Origin of the sequence: Lysinibacillus sp. FSL L8-0126, from assembly GCF_038630385.1 — a bacterium.
Taxonomy (GTDB): Bacteria; Bacillota; Bacilli; order Bacillales_A; family Planococcaceae; genus Lysinibacillus; species Lysinibacillus fusiformis_D.
The window spans coordinates 1,009,199-1,030,706 of the sequence record NZ_CP152028.1; the positions used below are offsets into that span (position 1 = coordinate 1,009,199).

Genomic DNA, 21,508 nt, shown 5'->3' on the forward strand with positions numbered 1-21,508 from the left:
TACTATTCTAATATTTGAAACTGAAGCCTATTTATTGATATGTTTTCTGTGCGACTGTTAAGGAATTAACCGTTTCCCTATTTATTTCATAACCTATTCCTACTTGCTGTGGTACTTCAATATAACCACCTTTTACAACTACTTCTGGTTCAATAATATCCTTTTCCCAATAACGATTTGATCCAGCAGTATCTCCCGGCAATATAAAATTCGATAATGTTGTTAAGGCTACATTGTGTGCACGACCAATACCAGACTCCAACATGCCTCCGCACCATACAGGGATGTTATGGGCCTCACAATAATCATGTATTTTTTTTGCTTCTGTTAAGCCACCTACACGACCAATTTTTATATTAATAATTTTTGTGCTCCCTAACTCGACAGCCTTCCGTGCATCTTCTAACGAATGGATACTTTCGTCCAAACAAATTGGCGTTTCAAGTAATTTTTGCAATGAAGCATGATCGATAATGTCATCTGAAGCAAGTGGTTGCTCAATCATTGTTAACTGAAATGCATCAAGTTGTTTCAATGTTTCTGCATCTTCTAGACGGTAGGCTGAATTTGCATCAGCCATAAAGGCTACATCAGGAAATATTTCCCTTAATGTACGCATAACCTCTACATCCCAGCCTGGTTTTATTTTAATTTTCATGCGTTTATAGCCTTCCTTTACATAGCCGTCAACTAACGCAACTAACTCCTCGATTGAATTTTGTATTCCAATACTAATACCTACTTCAATTTCATCCTTTTTACCACCAAGTGCTGCTGCTAGGGATTGGCCAGTTTGCTGCGCATATATATCCCAAATAGCTCCTTCAATCGTTGATTTTGCCATATTGTTTTTGCGAATTGGCTCAAATAATTGGCTCACTTCATCTGGGTGATGAATCTCTTTATTTAAAATAAGAGGAATTAGGAAATCTTCGAGCATATGCCAGTTTGTTTGAAGTGTTTCTTCATTGTACCAAGGTGAATGAAAAGCAACCGATTCTCCCCAACCAATTAACCCGGATTCATCTTTAGCCTCAAGGACTAAAAAGTCTCTCTCTTCAAACGTGCCAAAGCTTGTTGTAAACGGTGCTTTTAACTTCATCTTCAATTGTCGTATTGTGATTTCTGACATTTTCATATTAATTTACCCCTTCCAAATTTAAAGCTGCTTTTTTCACTAAAACATATTCGTTAAAGTATTCTTGTTGTTGCAATAGAATAGCGGTATAGCCTGCTGAAAATAGCTGCTTTAGTATATTTCTTGTTTTGAAACGCCAATCCAATGCTAAGCTAGGATTTTGTACTTTTAAAGCTTGAAAGTCCTTAGGTACAGGTAGCGTATAAAAATCTTCAGTAAATTTTAAATTTTCAGTTATTTTTAAGCATAATAAACCTTGCTTTGTAAGTTCACAGCTTGCCACAGGTATTGCATTTGCTACTTCTATTACAGTATTGTTCACCACATAATCTGAAGTTAAATGCCAGCTTACCTCAAATCGATCAGAAGGAAGCCCTTTATTTAAGCCATCCTGCATTTCACCGTAGCAATTTTCAATATAGGTATAACAAATACCTTTTAATTTAGATAGATTAAGATAAGCATTCCGGGTTTCAAGGGGGTCAAATGTCCACACCATTAAATCATAGCCTCGATCAATAGCAATTGCTCGCTGTTTGTACTTTAACTTTTCACCTATGCCAAGGGATCGATATTTTTCATCAATCCCTAACATATGAGAGCATAGATAGCTTTTGCCTTGTCGAAAACCCGAAAAACCATAACTAAAACCAACTAATTTATCTTCTTGATAGGCTCCTACAACGATGCCCCCATTTTTCACTGCTGTAAGCGTTTGGTGGAGAGGAATAGCAGGCATTCCCCACACATCAAACTCTAATTGCTGAACTTGCTCAAGTTGTTCTATTGTTTTGATTTCCCTAATATCTATCATACCTATCTCTTCTTTCTATTCTTTATAATGCTCTCAAAATAGCTTTTGTCATAATATTTACACCTATTAAAAGCCGATCTTGATTAAAGGTCATTTGAGGATGATGTAAGCCTGGAGTAACCCCGCAACCTAATCCAAGCATTGTTGCTTTAAGCTTTGGACGTTCATAGGTATAAAAATGAAAATCCTCCCCTCCTGGTGTCACAATTGGTGAAGCACAAGCCTTTTCTCCAACTACATCAATAATAGCTGCCTTCATATGCTGTAAGGCTTCATCATTCACTACCGCTGCTACTATATGGGCATCTACCTGTAAAAATATCTTGGCTCCATACATCGCTTCAACAGATGCTTTTACACGCTCCACGCCCTCTGTGATTACTTGCATCACTTCATTTGTTTGAGCTCGTGCATCAATACTAAAAGTTGCTTTACCAGGGATGATATTTGTAGAGGTGCCTCCTGCATTAAATTGTGTCATTTTGACAGAGGCAGAGATATTTGGATCCGTCCAAATTTTTTGAAGACCTTCGACAATAGCTGCTCCGACTTCAATTGCATTAATGGCAAGTTCTGGTCGTGCGCCATGTGCCTCCTCCCCAATAATGGTCCCTGTAAAAAGCTTTGCTGCTCCATGATACAATGCAGGCGCATACGCCCCATCCTGTAATTCCTTTAATGGTCGAACATGAACACCGAATAAATATTCTAAATCATCCATAATACCTTTTTCGACAAATGCCCGCGCTCCTTGGGCCTTTTCCTCAGCAGGTTGAAATAGAATGCGTACAGCACCTGAAAGTAGATGCTCCATATCCTTTAACAGCAATGCAGTCCCAATAGCTATCGTCATATGACCATCATGTCCACAAGAATGGTTAGCTTGAAAGACACCATTAACCTCCTGCCAAAGCGCATCTATATCCGTGCGAAACCCTACTTTAGGTATTCCATTACCAATATCAACATAAAGCCCTGTCATATCTTCAAAAAGATGCGGCTCCATTTGGGCTTCTCTCAATAAATTTGCTATATATTGTGTTGTATTATGTTCTTGCCAGCTAACTTCTGGATGTTCATGTAAATGTTTAAAAATATCTGCCAGACGTGGCTGTAACTCTTGTAAAACTTGGTTCATAGTAGTCAACTCCATCGGTTTGCTAAAAAGCTATTTTCGAAATCATCATATTTTACGCGCTGACTTTCATAGTAGTCATGATTTTGTGCAGTCATTCCTGCTATTAGAGTATTTAAAAATGCTATAAGTGCTGGCATAGCATCTATTGTGGACACTTCTTGTTGTTGTTCGTTCACAAAGGTAATGGTTGCATATTGGGTAATAGGTGCAATTTGTGAATCCGTAATGCCGATAATTTCGCATTTTTTTTCTTGTATTTCAGCTGCAAATTGGATCGGTTCTTTAAAGTAACGGTGGAACGATAAAATAATAACTACGCTATCCTCATCAATCTCTTGGATTGCACGTATGACCTCACTTGTCTCAAAATTTAACAGTACAACATTTGGTCGCAAAAGATTTAGTGTAAAGTGGAACCATTGTGCAGCTAAATGAGAGGAGCCAATCCCTGCAATATATATTTTTTTCTTCTCATGGAGCAATACTGAAGCTCGATTAAAATCTTCCTCATCAATGTTTTTAGCCATATATAAAATGCGAGATGCATCCTTTTCCATAGTCTTTACATAAAAACGTGGATTTTCAAAAAAAGCCTGCTTAGATTGCAAATAATTTTGTAAACTACTTTCATTTCCTTTATTAAATAAATGCATTGTCACCTGACGTTGCAATTGTGCATAACCAGATAAGCCTAATGCGTAACAAAAGCGAATAACTGTCGTTTCACTTACGCCAGCCTTTTCCCCTACATATGAAGCGGAGTGAACTCCTACTATCTGTAAATTTTTTAATATGAATGTAGCTACCTTTTGCTGACTTTTGGACAACTCTTGATATTTCTCCTGAATCATTTGCTGAATTGTTTGATTCCCCATAAAAGAAGTGCATCCTTTTTTTATTAATATTTGAAGTCTTCGCTTCATTTTATGTACACTAGCCTAGCACATTTATTTTCTGAATTCAATGTTTTTTCTGAAATTTCTATTTTCAGTACTGTAACAACTCCAAGTCTGACATGTTTACTCTTTTCATCGACATTTAGCAAATTTCGCTACAGTTCAACTGCCAACCCACTCAACCTATGCTATATTTAAAACCATGGAACTATGAAAGGGTGTTAACAATGGCAAAGAGCGTAGTAATCGCTGAAAAACCTTCTGTAGCACGTGACATTGCACGTGTACTGAAGTGTAATAAAAAGGGAAATGGTTTCCTTGAAGGAGATAAGTATATCGTTACTTGGGCGCTTGGACATCTTGTCACACTAGCTGACCCTGAAAGTTATGATGTGAAATATAAAACGTGGAATCTTGAAGATTTACCAATGCTACCTGAACGCTTAAAATTAACAGTTATCAAACAAACTGGGAAACAATTTAATGCGGTCAAAAGTCAGCTTACACGCAATGATGTAAACGAAATTATCATTGCAACAGATGCTGGACGTGAGGGTGAATTAGTAGCTCGCTGGATACTCGATAAGGTGAAGATCAAAAAGCCACTAAAACGCTTATGGATTTCCTCTGTAACAGATAAGGCAATAAAAGATGGCTTTGCTAATCTAAAGCCAGGCAAAGCCTATGATAATCTTTATGCCTCTGCTGTAGCTCGTTCTGAGGCAGATTGGTATATCGGGCTCAATGCTACTCGTGCTTTAACTACCCGCTTTAACGCACAGCTGAACTGTGGACGTGTACAAACACCAACTGTAGCAATAATTGCGACGCGCGAAGATGAAATTAAAAACTTTAAAGCACAAACTTATTATGGGATTGAAGCACAAACAACGGACAACTTGAAGCTCACTTGGCAAGACCAAAATGGTAATAGTCGTAGCTTTGATAAAGAAAAAATAGATACGTTGGTAAGAAAACTAGGAAATAGCCATGCCATCGTCGCTGACATTGAAAAAAAACCTAAAAAAACATTTGCCCCAGGTCTCTATGATTTAACTGAATTACAGCGTGATGCCAATAAAATCTTTGGCTACTCAGCGAAAGAAACATTGAATATTATGCAAAAGCTATATGAGCAACATAAAGTATTAACTTATCCACGTACGGATTCTCGCTTTATTTCTCAAGACATTGTAGCCACAATACCTGAACGCTTAAAGGCTTGTGGTATAGGTGAATATCGCTCCATCGCCAACAAACTGCTTACTAAACCAATCAAGCCAACAAAGGCCTTTGTCGATGATAGCAAGGTATCTGATCACCACGCGATTATTCCAACAGAGGGCTATGTGAATTATTCTGCTTTCTCGGATAAAGAACGTAAAATTTATGATCTAGTTGTAAAGCGTTTCCTAGCTGTGCTACTGCCAGCTTTTGAATATGAACAGCTAACACTTCGTGCAAAAATTGGCGAAGAAAGTTTTATTGCTCGTGGAAAAACGATTTTATTAGCTGGCTGGAAGGAAGTGTATGAACATCGCTTCGAGGATGAGGACACATCAGATGATGTAAAGGAACAAATACTTCCCCGTCTTGATAAAGGAGATATTTTAAAAATAAAACTTCTTGCTCAAACATCTGGTCAAACAAAGCCACCTGCTCATTTTAATGAAGCCACTTTGTTATCAGCCATGGAAAACCCAGCAAAATATATGGCAACGAGTGATAAAAAATTAGCCGACACATTAAAATCTACGGGTGGTCTTGGTACAGTGGCAACACGTGCTGACATTATTGATAAGCTTTTTAATTCTTTCTTAATTGAAAAGCGTGGTGGCAAGGATATTTATATTACCTCTAAAGGTCGTCAACTACTCGACTTAGTGCCAGAGGAATTAAAATCACCTGCGCTCACAGCAGATTGGGAGCAAAAACTTGAGCTTATTGCAAAGGGCAAGCTAAAAAAGGATGTATTTATTAGCGAGATGAAAAATTATACTAAGGAAATTGTTACGGACATTAAAGGTAGTGACAAAAAGTATAAGCATGATAATATCTCTACTAAATCCTGCCCAGATTGTGGTAAACCGATGCTCGAGGTGAATGGCAAAAAAGGAAAAATGCTTGTTTGCCAAGATCGTGAATGTGGTCATCGTAAAAATGTCTCACGTACTACAAATGCACGCTGTCCTCAATGCCATAAAAAATTAGAGCTTCGTGGAGAAGGCGATGGTCAAATTTTTGTGTGTAAATGTGGTTATCGTGAAAAATTATCGGCCTTTGAGGCAAGACGGAAAAAAGAAGGCGGAGGCAAGGTTGATAAACGCTCCGTACAAAAGTATTTAAAACAACAAAAAGATGAAGAGCCAGTAAACAACGCCCTTGCTGAAGCATTGAAAGGGTTAAAGCTTGATTAATGAACAAGAGCAAATTCACACTAAATGTGAATTTGCTCTTCATGTTGTTGAAAAAAGATCATGTCAAAGGCAGAAAAAGCAACTTTGCAAGGTGAGGGGTTGATTTCCGTTCCGCCAACGTCCTTTCCAGGGGGCGTCCGATGAGCCGCTTCACTCACTTACGCTCGCTCCAGGGTCTCATCTGTGACGCTAAATCCCCTAGGAGTGACGCTGGCTCCACTCCAATCAACCATTCTGCAAAGTGTCTTTACTTTTTTTCATAGTAACATAGCGATTAAATAGCCCATTATTTGTATTTTTAGAGGGAATAAGCTCTTATTTTCAATGTGGAGAAGTGATGTGTGACAACACCTCTCCATAAAGAGCAGTGAAGACCTTCGTCTTATTTGGAAATATTTGATAAAAAGGTAATACTTTTGTAGGTTGGAGTGGAGGCTACTTGACTCCCGTGGGATAACGAAACAGGTGAGCCTCTAAACGGGGAAGCGGCTCGGTGCGCTCGCCCACAGGAAAGCAAGTAGCCTGCAACGGAAATCCATTTCTACCTTTCAATTGACTGTTTTGTTTTTCCACACTAAGAAGAGCAAATTCACACTAAATGTGAATTTGCTCTTTTCTTATGCATACTCATTCCATCTAAACATATCCTAAATTGACTGAATATTCTATCTTAAAGGAGGTTTTTAATGGAGGCAAAAAATTTTAGACCACGTAATGTGATTTTTATGACGATTGTTGTTGGTGTATCTGTATTAATTGGCCAAGCTATTTATGTCCTGTTTATTGATGTACCTTTCCAATAAAAGGCTTTATATCCCTAATTGATTGCGTAAGTATTTTTCGTTATCCTTTATTTCTGGATGGTTTGGTTTCCATTTTTGTGCCTCTAGATTATGCTGATAGGCATTTTCAAATAACCGTAGCTCCCTATATAACAGACTTAATTGTAAATGAGGAAGCCATGTGGAGTAACAACGTTTTTGGATCGTCATTGAATAGACAGGAGCTTGTTGCAAGGCTTGAGAATACCAGTAAATAGCCTCTTTATGTTTTGATTGCTCCATAAAAAATTGGCCCATACGGCAACATGCTTCTGGCTTTGGTCGATCATATAAGAAGGATTGCAAAATAGCTTGCTGTGCTTGTTGATCATCGTGTAGTCGACGATAGCACTCCCCTACATGTAAACAAGCCTCAATACGATCATCTGTAGTACCTATATCGCTATCCAAAAATAGATGATATTGATTAATCGCCTCCACATAACGTTGATGCTGTTTCAATTCATTCGCATAATAAAATATGTCTCTTGCTGAAAGCGAATGCCCCTCCCTTATTAACCCCTCATAAATACGAATAGGACGATGAATATCTTTTTTTACTGGTAAGTGCGTGACAGCGATATCACTATGATAGAGCTGACCAGATACCTTTAAATTTTCATGGACAGCTCCCTCCCATTGAAAATGATTCGCTCTTTTTACAAGACGATACTTTCGTTCACTACACTCCACTACGCCATCCTGATCAAGCGTTAGGTAATAATCCATCGTTACAGCATCAACAGATGGATATAAAGAGTGCTTTAGTTGACTCAACTTGTGCTGGTCTTCCTGTGTCATGACGTCATCTGCATCGAGCCATAAAATATAATCCTTTGTTGCCTGTTGAAAGGAGAAATTTCGTGCCTTGGCAAAATGATCACACCAGGGAAAATCGTAAATTCGAGAGGTATAACTTTGGACAATATCCTTCGTACGATCAGTCGATCCTGTATCAATGATATTAATCTCATCCACTATATGCTGAACCGAATCTAAGCATCTTTCAATCGTACATTGTGCGTTTCTAACAATCATACATAAACTAATCGTTAACATCTGTCCCCTCCTTTTCATAAAGTAATATATGCTAATGCCACATTTTATCGAAACGATTTTATAAATTTCTTACCCATCTTTATGATTTATCATATAAAAACAAAAACGAACGTGTGTCCACGTTCGTTTTTGTTCTGGCTTTTGAATACCAGTTGAATTAAGTTAAATATTGCTCACGCCATGTTAACTGTTCTTTGTCTGTAAGCTGTTGCTCTAAATGATGATCCCATTGATTAAGTAATGTATTCCACACTCGTACAAAGAGTAGATCCTGCTCCCTATCATAAAGAACAAACTCTAAACATGGACTATCATTAATTTGTTGGGCTTCTGTTTGAACAATTTTTGAGATGATTTTTTGGGAGTTCTCTTCCCCCTCTGCGTTCACTTCTTGTAATGCAGCTATCACTAGCGACTCCTCAAACTGCTCCTGTTGTTCAGCCTCTTTATCGATATAACGGTATAGCTCTGGTAATTCATCATATTCATCATTATTTGTATCAATTGTGAGAAATGATTGGTGGCAGGGGCTAAAGTAAAGTGTAGATGTTTCTACTTCTAACTCCTCTTCAAAAATCCCCCGTTCTAGCTGCTGTTGCCCTTTTTCAGTTAGCCTATAAAACTGTTCCTCGCTCTTTACAAGATTTACGCGAATCATTAAAGAAACTAAGTCATCAATAAATAGCGGGTCGACCAGTAATAGCTCACTCAATTCCTGGGCACTTCCAAAATCAGCCTCCTGAATACTTAACAGTAACATAGTCATTAAAACATCCATTGTTGAACGCCTAACTGGCTCATAGGTCACACTGACCGTTCGAATAGGAATACACCATTCAGCGGTTTTGACAATCTTTATATTGCGATTTTGTTGAAGTTCACGCATTAGTCGTTGTTGTAATTTTGACACTCTACATCACCAATCCTTCATGATTACGCAAGCCATCGTAGGATTTTACTGTGTTTAATAAATTGGTATACATTTCTCTTGTATCTTGATGCTTTGCACGCTTCGCAAACATCTCGGCACTTCCTACAAGTAGAAGTAACTCTCGGGCACGAGATAGCGCAACATTTAAACGACGATAATCTCTGGCAAAACCAATATCCCCGCCTTTAGGTGTATTACGAACCATACTCACTAAAATGACATCCATTTCCATCCCCTGAAACTTATCGACAGTACCTGTTCTAAACTGCAAGTGTGGTAGCTGTAATTCCTGTTGCAGCAGACGATTGATTTTCTTTACCTGCTCACCGTAGAAACTAATGACACCTACGCTTTTCAGAGCATCGTGCGGCATACGCCCTGCTTCTTTTGCCGCCTTCACTGCCTCATTAAGATCTACTAAGATACGGCGAATCGTTTGTAATTCCCCTTCGTTATAACGACTCGTCCCACCTTTTACCTGCTCCTCTAAATAAGGCTTCTCCGTTGGCATATCAATCCATAGTAAATGATCATTACGTTTTACAAATTGACCCTCTAAGCCATGATCTCTTGCTGCATCTGAATCTGGCAACCCACATTGTAATCCATTTTCTTCTTTCGCATAAAATGGTGTGATACTTTGCATGATTTTCTCATGCATACGGTATTGTAATGCTAGCATTTGTTTATGTGTTGGAGGCAAATTATTAAATAAACGCTCAAATAATGATTCACGCAACAGATTTTTTAATTCCTGTGCACCTTCAAAGTTTGGATTTTCTTCTAGCATTGCCTTCAATGTTTCCTCCAGCGTATCATCCCCAAGTAATGGTGGAAGCTGATGATGGTCACCTACTAAAATAACTTTTTTCCCCTTAAGCATTGGTAACAGTAATTCTGGTGGCGTTGCCTTTGAAACTTCATCAATAATGACCACATCAAAAGTTGGGTAATTCTCCATAAACTCTTTACTAGCGGAAGCTACACATGTTGTTCCGATAACGTTCGCATGACGTACATATAATTTTCGAATTTCATCTAAATCATACTCTGTTGCGTTTTGTAGTTTTTCACGCCATTGTTCTTGTAGTTTTTGGCGAAGAGGTAGCTGCTTTTGCTGCCGCTGTAATGCTTCAATGGCCTGTTTAGAAGTTTGAATAGCTTCCAGCACCTCTTCAGCAGTACGTTCTGGCGTAGATTGTAAAAGCTGTGTATAAACTGCTAGTTGCTTTTCTTTCTTTAATCCAGCAATATTAATGTCCTTTATACGCTCTTCCATTTGTGTTAGCTGCTGCTCCACTTCCTGTAAGCTTGTTGTGACAGTCTGTAGAGAGGCTTGCTTCGGAACTAGTTGTACTTTCGCCTGTTCCACTGCCTCAAGCTGTTGCTTTGCTTGTTGAAGAGACTCCCTAGCTTGCGAGGTAAGAATCTTTAAATATTCTACAGATTCTTCTGGCTCCTCAGTAATCCGGAAGGCGTTTGCTAACTGTTGTAAACGCTCTGTATGCTGTAAAAATGGTTGGAGTTGACGCTGTAAACTTTGCACATCAAAGCTAGTGATTGCACATTCCTGATGAATCAAAGTCACTAGATTTTTACGGAAAGATTCAAATTCCTGATCTTTATGCTCTTGTTGTTGCTTTAGTGCTACTCCCTTTTGCCAAACGAAATCACGACGCATATATAGCCCAAGCAGATAACTCTCTAGAACATCAGTTGCTGGTAATTGACCATCCTGAAAAGCCGTGTTCAGCTCTGCGAATACTCCTGTGAGGTTTTGCAGAGAAAATGATTGTACGGGTTGTAATCTACTTTTAGCAAGGGCTCGTTCCTTCACTTCATGAATAACTAAAGCCTCTAACTTGGCAATCGCCTTTTGGAGGCGAGCATTGATCGTTGACCATGCCTCTAAATCTTTCGCATCTTCCAAATGCTGCAAGCGACTCATTTGCTGAGAAAATACATGGGAAGGGCGAATTTGATAGTGCTGTAAAAATCGCTCGATAAGCTCAAACGAAGTTAAGGTGTAGATATACTTTTGAGCTTCCTTCATAATGACTAGACGCTTACTTTCGATTTCATATTTCTGTTGTATTTCTTGAAATTGCTGAGTTAACTGCTGCTTTTGTTCTTGTAGTTCTTTATACTGAGCAGCCGCTTCTAATTGTTCCACTTTTTCTGTAGTTTCCTGAATCGTACACTGTAGTTGCTCGACCGAGGGATAATCAGCAAGTGTCTGTTCAAGCTGCTGTACAATTGGTTCGATTTGTGCGAGCTGTTTCTCATAATGCTCTTTTTGTGCTTCACATGTTTGTTGCTCTGTTTTAGCAGCCTTCAATTCTTTTTTTAATGCTTGAATCTCCTGCTGTAGAATGGGTTCTTCAATTGCTGCTTGCTCTTTTGCGGCAATTTCCTGAGTTAATTGTTCTAGCCATTGCTCCAATTTTTCTAGTTCATCTTCTGCTTTTGCAAGATTGGCTTTTAGCTCTAGCTCGCGTTCTGGAAATATTGCTATTGTCTCTTCGATTGCAGCCAGTGTTTGTTCACGCCATTGGAGAGCGACATTTTCCTCTATGAATTTTTTGCCTTCTTCCTCGATACTTTCCGTTCTTCCATAGCGTAAAATTCGAATTTCTTGATTGGCTAGCAAACGTCCTAATGCATTGTCGACGGCTAAATTTGATTGTGATGCTACTAGTGTTTTTAAGCCCGCCTTGACATTTTGCTGACAAATCTCTGAGATGACAGTCGTTTTTCCCGTTCCAGGAGGACCTTGTATGACATACAAATCCTCAACAGATAATGCACCTAATACTGCTCGTCTTTGATATTCATTTAAATTATTTTGAAACGTAATATCTTCTCGTAGCTTGGACGCTCGGACTGTTGGGCGCCGTTCAAACAGGATAGTTTCTAAATTAGGGTTAACTGCCTCACCCTTCTCTAGCTTTGTGAAGCCATTTCGTAATCTTCGAATTTGACTTAAGGTCGCAAAATTACTAAAGCTTGCTTGCTTCGAACGAAGATTCAGCTGATCCTTACGAGCCATTTCCTGTATAAAAGGCTTTAAATCAATTTCAATCGTTTGTTTTCCTGCATTCGCCTTTAAAACTTGCCCAAATTCACCACGAACCCCTTGAATACTTACACTTAAACCCTCTAACTTTTTCCACTCTTTACTCTTTATGTAGGGACAAACAATCGTTAAGCGTGTAAAGTCTTCGTTGAAGTAGCTTTGCTTAAATTCTGTATGAATATCGTCAATCGTTGCATCACGTTCTTGAATTTTTAAATAGCCTTCCCAGCTAGCTATACGTTTTTTTACATATTCTGTGCGTTCTTCCGCTATCGGTAACTGCCTTATTTTTGTATGAAGCTCCAGTGGAATGCCTGCTCCATTGTTAGGCTTTGTGACAAATTGTAATGCGGCTGCTAGGCGGCGATTTGTATTGATAGGACCACGCATATGCACAAAACGAATATTAGTCGCCAACAAACCTTCTAGCTTCAGCACACAATCCATAATGACTGTTTTTTCCGCAAGTAAATCGCTTAATTTTTCATTGTCCTCCGCATTAAAATAGATGGATAAAAAGGTTTCACCAACTTTTTTTGCTTTGCGTTTTTCAATGTAAACAGTAAAAGATCTTTGTAACGTAAAAAAGGCATGCTCGTTTGCTGAGCATTCCTCTACCGCTTCCTTCGCCTTATTGGTCAAAATAAGACTACAGCGTTGTTTTTCTAGTAAAGCTATGTCCTGCATGAGCAGCCCTCCTTCCCGAGTCACTAAAGTTTTATTTTAGCACATCCTAAAAGAATACTTACAAAGAAAAATCCCCTGCACAGTGATTTCTTACCACCGTACAAGGGCTATCTTAATGTTGATCAATTGTTTCCTTCGGCAAGTTCTTGCTCATTTCGCAATATTGAACAAATACACGTGCTAATTCACGTAAACGACTATGAACATCTTCATCAACAATGTTATTATCTGCATCAAAATGTGATGTATGTGTGTATACATAGTTAGGCGTAACAAGGGCACGGAAGTAATCTAAAATAGGTTTTAATTGATTTTCGACTACAAGGTGATGTTGGTATGTGCCACCGTTTGCGACGATAGATACGGGCTTATAGCGCATCGTTTTAGGATGTAAGTAGTCAAAAGCATTTTTCAAAACACCTGGGATGGACGCTTGAAAAATAGGCGTTGCAATGATGTAAGCGTCTGCCTCCTCAAATTGTTGAATCATTTTCTTCATATCATCATTTAATGGTGAACCATCCACAATTTGATGCTTATATTGATTAAAATGCATCATTTCTAATTCGAAACTAGCATCTAATTCTTTAATATATTGTTCCACTTGTTCTAAAATAGCACCTGTTTTACGACCAAACATTGTGCCATCAACGAGTAAAATTTTCATCTTTATTTTGCCTCCACATTCATCTTCTACAATAATATTGTAACAAATGAAAAGTAGCTCGCAAAGGTTTGTCGTAGCGATCGGGATAAATTCAGTCTTTAGACGGAACATTTACAAACCAAACCCACATTATTTTTTGCCCTGTTCACGATGTTGGAAGTGTACCTCCTTATCAATAACCGTTTCCTCCATCTTAAATTTATCTCGATTAATGATAACATCACGATTTACTTTCTCACCTTCTTCAAGCTTATCCCAATGAAATAGCGTCTCTCTTGAAGCATCCTCTTCTGGTATTTCAGGGTATTGTAATGTTGCCAGTTCATTGGATGGATAAATAGTAACAGGCTGCTTTTTACCGTATAGAGCAATGATAATCATCGCTTTGGCCACTTGTGAGGCTTCAATTGCTCTAGAACGTTTGAAAGGTCCAATTAATAAAGGTTGTGCAAATTTTAATAGCTTTTCTCCTGCCTTCTCTCCTAGACGGAATTCATCTCGATCTCCTACTAATAGTGAAGGTCGAATAATAGAGAGCCGTTGTAACCCTAACTCTACTAAATCATGCTCGAGTTTTCCCTTCACTCGATTATAGTAAAACGGAGAATTTTCATTAGCACCCATTGCAGTGATGACAAGAAAATGAGGGATCCCACGCTTTTTGGCTAAAGAAGCAATCGCTAATGGATATTCAAAATCAACTTTTTCGAACACCTCACGAGAGCCTGCTTTTTTTATGGTTGTACCTAAACAACAATACAATTCATGGGCAAATTCAATATCTTTTTCCTCTATCCTATCAAAATCACGAATCTTCACTTCTAACTTTGGATGCGTAAAGATTGGTTTTCTCCGTGCAATTATGGTTACTGAAACATATTCATCATTTTCACATAGTTGCTCGACTAAAGAGGAGCCCGTTAAACCTGTCGCCCCTACAACAATCGCTGCACGCATGCTCATCCTTCTTCCCCCCTTCTACATAATGTCATGTTGTATGTATCTTTTCTATTCTTGATTTCACTATATATATCGACCATTTTTTTGATCATTAAAAAGTTATTTATAATCCCCCTCAAGATAGCTAATTGCAAGATTCCCTCAAAGTCATCGATTATCAAATCCTAAATTTTACACATACTTGCTCTTTCTTCGCCATAATTTAAAGAGACAGAGGAAAGGGTGGGATACATTTGCAAAAAGAAACACAAGCAATTGAACCAAAAAAAACGATTGTTTTCATTATTGAAAGCTGTATTGATAAAGGGCTGTATCCTTTTGAACGGGTTTCAACATTGGCTAAGTTACTTACGAATGAGAAAGTTTTTATATTTGTCAAGACTCCTTCAAATGATGGCATCCAAATTTTAATGAATGAAGGTCTTTCTCCAATTTTATTTGACCACTTTAACGAATTACCTAAGCAAATCAAAGGACTTCAACCTGATTTAATCGTTAGAGATGGCCGTAATTCTGAAGGCTGGCAAGTACAGGATTTACGACCTTTCTGCAAAACAATGATTCATTTTGATGATTTTGGTGAAGGTGGTCAAGCCTGTGACTGTGTATTACTAGCACTCTATCAAGAAGTGAAAGATTATTTACCATCGCATTATATTGGTGGAAGCTTTGTTTTTGCACTACCAGAGGCCTACCAACAATTTGATGATATTCCTGATAGTAAAACACCTGAAAATCCTCCTCATATCGTCGTTGCTTTTGAGGATGGGGACGAGCATAACTTAACCTACCGAACACTTCGACACTTAACACAGCTACAAATTCCACTACAAATTACAGTAATGATTGATGATAGCTATCGCCATGCAACGGATGATTTGCAAATGATGGTACTTAGTCGTCGTAATACGGCCATTCTTCGTGATAAAAACGCACTTCTCAAACTATTACCAAAAGCTGATGTCATTATTTGTAATGCTAATTATACGCCTTATAAAATTGCCTCTTATGGTGTGCCATGCATTACACTTGCACAAACTGAAGCTGAGCTTCTTCATGCTTTTCCTCGAGAGCATAATGGTTTTATTCATCTTGGACTTGGTCGTAAAATGAAGCAGTCTCAAATCCAAAATGCTGTCATGGAATTTCTATTACACGAGGCTCGCAGTGAACGAGCTGTAAGAAAACAACGACAACTCAATCTTGCTAGTAACAATGAAACACTCCAAGCATTACTCTTAGATTTTGCTTATGATCGACACAATATCGCTTCTACTTAGTGCTACTTCGAAGATGATTATGATACAATATATAAGAATTTTTCACTTCAACTCCTCTTATGGACGTTGGAATATAAGTAAATTCAACCAGTACCCGATTGATTTTAATGACTAAGCGGTGGGGGATTAGAAAAACCTCCATCGCTTTTACACGCATTCACGATAAAATATTCTCAAAAAGGAGTAATCATCATGCCAACAAAAAGCGATATTGAATACCAAATTAAAGAGTTAAAAATGGACTATATGAATTTACAAGGTGATATAGAAAAATTGGAGTCTACTGGGCACAACGATCAGGTAACAAAAGCCGAGGAACGCCTTGCGAATATGGAAGCCAAGTTAGCAGAACTAAACAAGCAGCTCGCAGCACTTTAAAATGTAAACAAGATGGACAGTTGGAGGAACATATATGGCAATATTAACAGTTGAAAATTTAGGTCATTCTTTCGGTGATCGTACACTCTTTAAAGATGTATCATTTCGATTAGTAGAAGGTGACCACATTGGTCTTGTAGGAGCTAATGGTGTAGGTAAATCGACATTAATGGGCATTATTACAGGACAAACGATTCACGATACAGGAAAAGTAGAGTGGCTTCCTGGTACACACTATGGTTATCTCGACCAACATACAGTACTGACTGCTGGTAGAACAATGCGTGATGTTTTGCGTGATGCCTTTTTACCATTATATAAAAAAGAAGAAGAACTTAATGAAATTACAGGTAAGATGGCAGAAGCTACACCTGAGGAATTAGAAGTACTGTTAGAACAAATGGCAGAGGTTCAAGACGCACTTGATGCAGGAGATTTCTATTCATTAGATATGAAAATTGAAGAGGTTGCACGTGGACTAGGCCTTGATGCTATTGGCTTAGAACGTGATGTAGCTGCACTTTCTGGTGGACAACGCACAAAGGTCCTACTAGCTAAGCTGTTACTAGAAAAACCAAAAGTACTTTTACTAGATGAGCCGACGAACTATCTCGATGAGGAACATATTACTTGGCTGAAAAGCTATTTAAAGAACTATCCATACGCCTTCCTCTTAATTTCACATGATACAGAATTTATGAATGAAACGGTGGATGTCATCTTCCAACTTGAGTTTTCAAAATTAACTCGTTATACAGCAACATACGAAAAATTCCTAGAGCTTGCTGAAATCAATAAACGTCAACATATTGATGCTTATGAGAAGCAACAGGAATTCATTAAGAAACAAGAGGACTTTATCGCTAAAAATAAAGCACGTTACTCCACTACTGGTCGTGCAAAATCTCGCGCCAAGCAGCTTGATCGTTTAGAGCGAATTGACCGCCCAGAAACAGCGGTAAAACCTGAATTCGGATTTAAAGAAGCACGTTCTTCCAGCCGCTATGTAGTAGAGGCAGAGAACTTGGTCATTGGGTACGATAAAGACAAGCCATTACTACCCCCACTATCTTTTGCTATTGAACGAGGAGAAAAGATCGCTCTAGTTGGCATGAATGGTGTGGGTAAGTCCACATTATTAAAAACAATGCTAGGTAAAATTAACCCTCTTGATGGGAAAGTCATTCGAGGTGATTACCTGTATCCGTCTTACTTTGAACAAGAAGTAAAAGCAGAAAAAATAACACCAATTGATGATGTTTGGAATGCCTTCCCTTCGATGGAGCAGGCTCAAGTACGTGCAGCATTAGCAAGAGCGGGTCTAAAAACCGACCATATTACACGTCCATTGAATTCTTTATCTGGTGGAGAGCAAGCAAAAGTTCGTTTATGTAAATTAATGATGGAAGAAGCGAACTGGCTTCTTTTTGACGAACCGACAAACCACTTAGATGTCGATGCGAAAAATGAATTAAAACGTGCCATGAAAGAATTTAAAGGCACTATTGTACTGGTAAGCCACGAACCAGATTTCTATGATGGACTCGCAACAAAAGTCTGGAACGTTCAAGATTGGTTCACTTCTGGACAACAAAGCTAAGACCAGCTCATTTTAAGAGCAGTTCCCACATGTTATGGGACTGCTTTTTTTATTTTTTTCAAACTTCTATGTATAATTGACCACATTTAAACATACTATAATCAGTGGACTAACTATTTTACTCCTACTTCCAATTAATGCTCTCCTACGAGATCAGCTCATTCATCTAGTAGTCCCTATTAATTCGTCATCAATTACCTACAGTTTTTTAGAAGTTACATAATAGTCACTTCTTGTAATAACGGTTCACTGAGTTGCCACGCTGGCCTCTCTTCAAAATCTGTAATATCAGCTGAAACTTACATCATTGTAAGCAGAAAGAACGAAACTTTTTACTCTTCTCTTCGTATAATTAAATAGAATTGAAAAAATATTAATTTGATTGAGAAATTCTTTCAATTAACTATTGATTTATATATAGCTTACTAGTAAGATATATATATAAACTATATAACTTACTGATAAGCTATTTATAAAATATAATCTAATACAGAAAGCGAGGAATGAAGAATGACAGTTACAATTTACTCACAAGCGAGCTGTTCTTCATCCAGAAAAGCACTTAAATGGTTAAAAGATCACAATATTGAATATAAAGAAAAACGTATCACATCTCACCCTCTTACACTTGCAGAATTCAAAGAAATTCTAAGCATGACTGAAGATGGTACAGATGAAATCATTGCAACAAACTCAAATGACTTTAAAAACTTAAATATCGACATCGACCAACTTTCTATCCAAGAGCTATACGCTATTATTCAAGCACACCCAAGAATGTTGCGTAGCCCTATTTTAATAGATGAAAAACGTATTCAAGTTGGTTACAATGAGATGGACATCCGTCGTTTTATCCCACGTAAAGTACGTGCTTACGAATTAAATGCGATGACAAGATTGGCACAAGAAAGTTAAAACAGTTTTGGAGATGACCTCTATGGATCAAGAAAAACAAAAAGCCATTACCTCGTTGTTTGAAGTCGTTTCATCTATTGAGCGTAAGTGGGCAAACGAGTGGAATAATCATAATGTGCTCGGCTTTTCAAAATCCCATATTTTAATTTTAGACTACTTATCGCAGGAGGGCCCAAAACGCCCTTCTGCTATTGCTGAGCGGTTAAAAGTAACAACTGGTGGTGTTACCGTTTTAACAACAAAGCTGATTAATGCTGGCTTTATTGAAAAAACACAGCATGCCACAGATCGACGAGCCTCACAACTAGTTATTACTACAGAGGGTGAGAACATCTTAAAAGAATCGCGTCAACAAGTGAGTGAAATTATTAACAATATGTTTGGTATGCTCACAGCTGAAGAACTGCAAACATTACGAACGATTTTTTCAAAATGTCTATTAGATGTTGAATCTAATCGGTCAGAATAAAGAGCACAAACTAAAAAGATGCATCGCAACTATTTGCGAGTGCATCTTTTTTTTAGATTAATCGACCGAATACTTCCGCCTAAGTACTTGTGGTGTGCGACCAATCTGTTTTTATTATGCTGGTAGCACAGATTCCACAATTGCTGTATCAGACATGAGCATTTCTTTTAATCGAGCCTTTGCACGGAATAAACGAGATTTCACAGTACCAATAGAAACCTTCATAATTGTAGAGATTTCTGCAAGTGAATATTGGTCTATGTAGAAATACCATAAAGTCTTTCTATAAATAGCATCTAATTGCTCCATTTTATCCTGTACGAGTTTTGTTACAATATCCTTTTCAATTTTTTCTTCCGTCGAAATTTCATTATTGGGAACCAAATCTAAAATCGGTACGTCTAATGTTTCAGGTTGGTTCATCATATATTTGCTTCGACGTACTTTTTTACGATAGCGATCTCTAAATGTATTCATTGTAATAGTTGTCAGCCAAGCTTTAATATGCTCTACCTCGGCAACGCTGTCTTCATAGCGTACAACCTTTACCCATACTTCTTGCATTAAATCTTCAGCCTCTACATTATTGCGAGTTAGTTTCAAACATAAGTGATATATATAACGATTGTATTCCTCGTATACGCCTTCTAATTTTTCATTCATTGTGTATGCCTCCGCTTCTTGTTCTTGCTTCTATACACATTCTCGCAAAATAATGTATTACACTCTATCGCATTGGCTTTCAATTTCATTACAATCGTGTAAGCTTAATCGCTTTTGCTTGTAATATTCGTAAAAATTGTTTTACTACTATATTACTTCTCCTACTAAAAATCACTTTATAACAATACTTCCCTATTTTTAACATTATATATTAAATAGCGTTTATTATCAGAAAATTAAAGACGCATTTTTCGGTTTATAAAGACACAAAAAATGCACTCCTAGCAGAAGTGCATTTATGCTAGCTTAACAGCCCTAGACGAAAGGCGGAGGCAACGACCTGTGTACGGTTCTTTGCTTTAAGCTTTGTCATGAGACTGCTAACATAATCCCTGACCGTATGCTCACTTAAAAATAATAAACCACCAATTTTTTTATTATCATATCCTTCAGCAAGCAAGCCAAGAATCATCGACTCCCGTTCTGTTAAATGAAGCTCTGTGTTTTTTTCTACCTTCTCGCCCTTACGTGATAAAAATAAACCTAGACGCTTCCCTACTTCTTCAAGAAGTGATAATTCTTCCTTTGTACAATCAAATTCCTCGCCTAGCTGATCAAATGTTAGCCATCCAAATAATTGGTCTCGCCTCATAATAGGAATAAAGATGATGGAGGATAAATTAAATAATTGAATATGCTCCTCTTTTACGTAATTTTTAGGATTTTTCAAATAAATAGGTTTTCTTGAACTAAGTATAGCGTTTTCCCCATTCAACTGCCCTTTCATACTTTGCACTTTAGGAAGTTCCGCCCCAATAACCCCGTAAAATTGGTTGGACCATGGAACATATGCATAAAATACGCATCTTTTATAACTAAAATACTCTTCACATTTTTTTAAAATATAGGCTAAATCCTGATAGCCTGAGGAACTGATCAGCAATTTATTTAGCTTATCTAATAACTGTAAATGCCGTAACTCTTGATTTTCAGTAGATCCGTTATTCCTTTTGTCATCTCGCTCACAGTCATCGTAAAGCTGTACGAGAAACGTAAATAACGATAATACATACATTAAGATGGCATTCGTTCGGCTACTCTTTTGTTGAATCATAAAGGTAATCAATGATTTCTCAAAAATTAATTGGAATAAATTAAAGCTCTTCCGATCGATTATAGATAACTGTGCCTGAAGCCACGTATTAAAAAAAGACTTATCACCATCATTTAGTTCATCAATGTTCGTATATGTCATCAAACGCAAAAATGAATCCAGTAGCATCGCTGCCCTTTTTCGATCTTCTTCGGCTATAGAAGGTGCTAAATTGAGGTAAATATTGACATTTTCTTCAATTTGTTGATGATGAATTTTAATAAATAACACAAACTCTTGTAATGTTACTTCTTCAATTAACTGAAATGGATGCGTCATAGGAAATTCTTCTCCTTCACACTAACAATACCCTATAAATGGAGGATATTCACTTACTATATTATACAGCATCTTATAGGATAGTATTTCAAATTGAAAAGAGTAAGATGAAAGTATCGCTAAACAATGCGAATACTTTTGAATCCCAAGGTAACCATATAACCAGA

The 21,508-nt window shown here is 37.7% G+C and carries 17 protein-coding genes; 6 read left to right on the plus strand and 11 right to left on the minus strand.

All coding sequences use genetic code 11. From position 1 onward, the window contains the following. Window positions 1-31 precede the first annotated feature (31 nt). From menC to MHI34_RS04810, 4 genes are read right to left on the minus strand one after another with little or no spacing between them, the layout of a single operon-like run. Window positions 32-1,138 carry an o-succinylbenzoate synthase gene (menC, locus tag MHI34_RS04795; protein WP_101966475.1) on the minus strand — a complete coding sequence of 369 codons (1,107 nt, stop codon included), beginning with the start codon at window positions 1,136-1,138 and terminating at the stop codon, window positions 32-34. A 1-nt stretch (window position 1,139) separates the two neighbouring features. After that, entirely contained in the window at window positions 1,140-1,952 is an 813-nt protein-coding gene (locus MHI34_RS04800) for a GNAT family N-acetyltransferase (protein ID WP_036117498.1), read from the minus strand. Between the two features lie 22 nt (window positions 1,953-1,974). Beyond that, the gene (locus MHI34_RS04805) at window positions 1,975-3,090 is read right to left on the minus strand and encodes a M20 peptidase aminoacylase family protein (protein WP_101966476.1); all 1,116 of its coding nucleotides are present in this window, start codon (window positions 3,088-3,090) and stop codon (window positions 1,975-1,977) included. Between the two features lie 5 nt (window positions 3,091-3,095). Further along, entirely contained in the window at window positions 3,096-3,965 is an 870-nt protein-coding gene (locus tag MHI34_RS04810) for a MurR/RpiR family transcriptional regulator (RefSeq protein ID WP_342504163.1), read from the minus strand. Window positions 3,966-4,213: 248 nt separating this feature from the next. Between MHI34_RS04810 and MHI34_RS04815 the strand changes: the two genes are divergently transcribed. Further along, the gene (locus MHI34_RS04815; RefSeq protein WP_330493615.1) at window positions 4,214-6,403 is read left to right on the plus strand and encodes a DNA topoisomerase III; all 2,190 of its coding nucleotides are present in this window, start codon (window positions 4,214-4,216) and stop codon (window positions 6,401-6,403) included. Between the two features lie 809 nt (window positions 6,404-7,212). On the opposite strand, the gene MHI34_RS04820 is transcribed toward MHI34_RS04815, so the two are convergent. From MHI34_RS04820 to MHI34_RS04840, 5 genes are all read right to left on the minus strand, one after another. Next, on the minus strand, window positions 7,213-8,283 hold the full coding sequence (locus MHI34_RS04820) for a glycosyltransferase (RefSeq protein ID WP_141903947.1): 1,071 nt from the start codon (window positions 8,281-8,283) through the stop codon (window positions 7,213-7,215). Window positions 8,284-8,440: 157 nt separating this feature from the next. Continuing rightward, a complete protein-coding gene (locus MHI34_RS04825) occupies window positions 8,441-9,193 on the minus strand; it encodes a hypothetical protein (protein WP_036117511.1) in 753 nt (250 codons plus the stop codon). Between the two features lies 1 nt (window position 9,194). Continuing rightward, window positions 9,195-12,977, minus strand: a complete 3,783-nt coding sequence (locus MHI34_RS04830; protein WP_342504164.1) for an AAA domain-containing protein — start codon at window positions 12,975-12,977, stop codon at window positions 9,195-9,197. 112 nt (window positions 12,978-13,089) lie between these two features. Then, a complete protein-coding gene (locus MHI34_RS04835; RefSeq protein WP_036117514.1) occupies window positions 13,090-13,644 on the minus strand; it encodes an NADPH-dependent FMN reductase in 555 nt (184 codons plus the stop codon). A 129-nt stretch (window positions 13,645-13,773) separates the two neighbouring features. Further along, the gene (locus tag MHI34_RS04840; protein WP_036117516.1) at window positions 13,774-14,607 is read right to left on the minus strand and encodes an oxidoreductase; all 834 of its coding nucleotides are present in this window, start codon (window positions 14,605-14,607) and stop codon (window positions 13,774-13,776) included. A gap of 230 nt (window positions 14,608-14,837) precedes the next feature. Between MHI34_RS04840 and MHI34_RS04845 the strand changes: the two genes are divergently transcribed. From MHI34_RS04845 to MHI34_RS04865, 5 genes are all read left to right on the plus strand, one after another. Beyond that, the gene (locus MHI34_RS04845; RefSeq protein ID WP_036117518.1) at window positions 14,838-15,884 is read left to right on the plus strand and encodes a hypothetical protein; all 1,047 of its coding nucleotides are present in this window, start codon (window positions 14,838-14,840) and stop codon (window positions 15,882-15,884) included. 192 nt (window positions 15,885-16,076) lie between these two features. Then, on the plus strand, window positions 16,077-16,262 hold the full coding sequence (locus MHI34_RS04850) for an SE1832 family protein (RefSeq protein WP_036117520.1): 186 nt from the start codon (window positions 16,077-16,079) through the stop codon (window positions 16,260-16,262). A 34-nt stretch (window positions 16,263-16,296) separates the two neighbouring features. After that, on the plus strand, window positions 16,297-17,862 hold the full coding sequence (locus MHI34_RS04855; protein WP_036117522.1) for an ABC-F family ATP-binding cassette domain-containing protein: 1,566 nt from the start codon (window positions 16,297-16,299) through the stop codon (window positions 17,860-17,862). A gap of 510 nt (window positions 17,863-18,372) precedes the next feature. Then, the gene (gene spx, locus MHI34_RS04860; protein WP_036117523.1) at window positions 18,373-18,777 is read left to right on the plus strand and encodes a transcriptional regulator Spx; all 405 of its coding nucleotides are present in this window, start codon (window positions 18,373-18,375) and stop codon (window positions 18,775-18,777) included. A 22-nt stretch (window positions 18,778-18,799) separates the two neighbouring features. Beyond that, window positions 18,800-19,246 (plus strand): MarR family transcriptional regulator, encoded by a 447-nt coding sequence (locus tag MHI34_RS04865; protein ID WP_036117526.1) that lies wholly within the window; start codon window positions 18,800-18,802, stop codon window positions 19,244-19,246. A gap of 114 nt (window positions 19,247-19,360) precedes the next feature. On the opposite strand, the gene MHI34_RS04870 is transcribed toward MHI34_RS04865, so the two are convergent. Then, window positions 19,361-19,909, minus strand: coding sequence for an RNA polymerase sigma factor (locus MHI34_RS04870; protein WP_036117528.1), 549 nt, complete (start codon window positions 19,907-19,909; stop codon window positions 19,361-19,363). Window positions 19,910-20,210: 301 nt separating this feature from the next. Next, window positions 20,211-21,341, minus strand: a complete 1,131-nt coding sequence (locus tag MHI34_RS04875) for a LuxR C-terminal-related transcriptional regulator (protein ID WP_342504165.1) — start codon at window positions 21,339-21,341, stop codon at window positions 20,211-20,213. Window positions 21,342-21,508 lie beyond the last annotated feature (167 nt).

What these genes read in the sequence shown, in the direction of transcription:
- menC (WP_101966475.1), bottom strand. Translation starts at nt 1,138, where the DNA reads ATGAAAATGTCAGAAATCACAATACGACAATTGAAGATGAAGTTAAAA.
- MHI34_RS04800 (WP_036117498.1), bottom strand. Translation starts at nt 1,952, where the DNA reads ATGATAGATATTAGGGAAATCAAAACAATAGAACAACTTGAGCAAGTT.
- MHI34_RS04805 (WP_101966476.1), bottom strand. Translation starts at nt 3,090, where the DNA reads ATGAACCAAGTTTTACAAGAGTTACAGCCACGTCTGGCAGATATTTTT.
- MHI34_RS04810 (WP_342504163.1), bottom strand. Translation starts at nt 3,965, where the DNA reads ATGGGGAATCAAACAATTCAGCAAATGATTCAGGAGAAATATCAAGAG.
- MHI34_RS04815 (WP_330493615.1), top strand. Translation starts at nt 4,214, where the DNA reads ATGGCAAAGAGCGTAGTAATCGCTGAAAAACCTTCTGTAGCACGTGAC.
- MHI34_RS04820 (WP_141903947.1), bottom strand. Translation starts at nt 8,283, where the DNA reads ATGTTAACGATTAGTTTATGTATGATTGTTAGAAACGCACAATGTACG.
- MHI34_RS04830 (WP_342504164.1), bottom strand. Translation starts at nt 12,977, where the DNA reads ATGCAGGACATAGCTTTACTAGAAAAACAACGCTGTAGTCTTATTTTG.
- MHI34_RS04835 (WP_036117514.1), bottom strand. Translation starts at nt 13,644, where the DNA reads ATGAAAATTTTACTCGTTGATGGCACAATGTTTGGTCGTAAAACAGGT.
- MHI34_RS04840 (WP_036117516.1), bottom strand. Translation starts at nt 14,607, where the DNA reads ATGAGCATGCGTGCAGCGATTGTTGTAGGGGCGACAGGTTTAACGGGC.
- MHI34_RS04850 (WP_036117520.1), top strand. Translation starts at nt 16,077, where the DNA reads ATGCCAACAAAAAGCGATATTGAATACCAAATTAAAGAGTTAAAAATG.
- MHI34_RS04855 (WP_036117522.1), top strand. Translation starts at nt 16,297, where the DNA reads ATGGCAATATTAACAGTTGAAAATTTAGGTCATTCTTTCGGTGATCGT.
- spx (WP_036117523.1), top strand. Translation starts at nt 18,373, where the DNA reads ATGACAGTTACAATTTACTCACAAGCGAGCTGTTCTTCATCCAGAAAA.
- MHI34_RS04865 (WP_036117526.1), top strand. Translation starts at nt 18,800, where the DNA reads ATGGATCAAGAAAAACAAAAAGCCATTACCTCGTTGTTTGAAGTCGTT.
- MHI34_RS04870 (WP_036117528.1), bottom strand. Translation starts at nt 19,909, where the DNA reads ATGAATGAAAAATTAGAAGGCGTATACGAGGAATACAATCGTTATATA.
- MHI34_RS04875 (WP_342504165.1), bottom strand. Translation starts at nt 21,341, where the DNA reads ATGACGCATCCATTTCAGTTAATTGAAGAAGTAACATTACAAGAGTTT.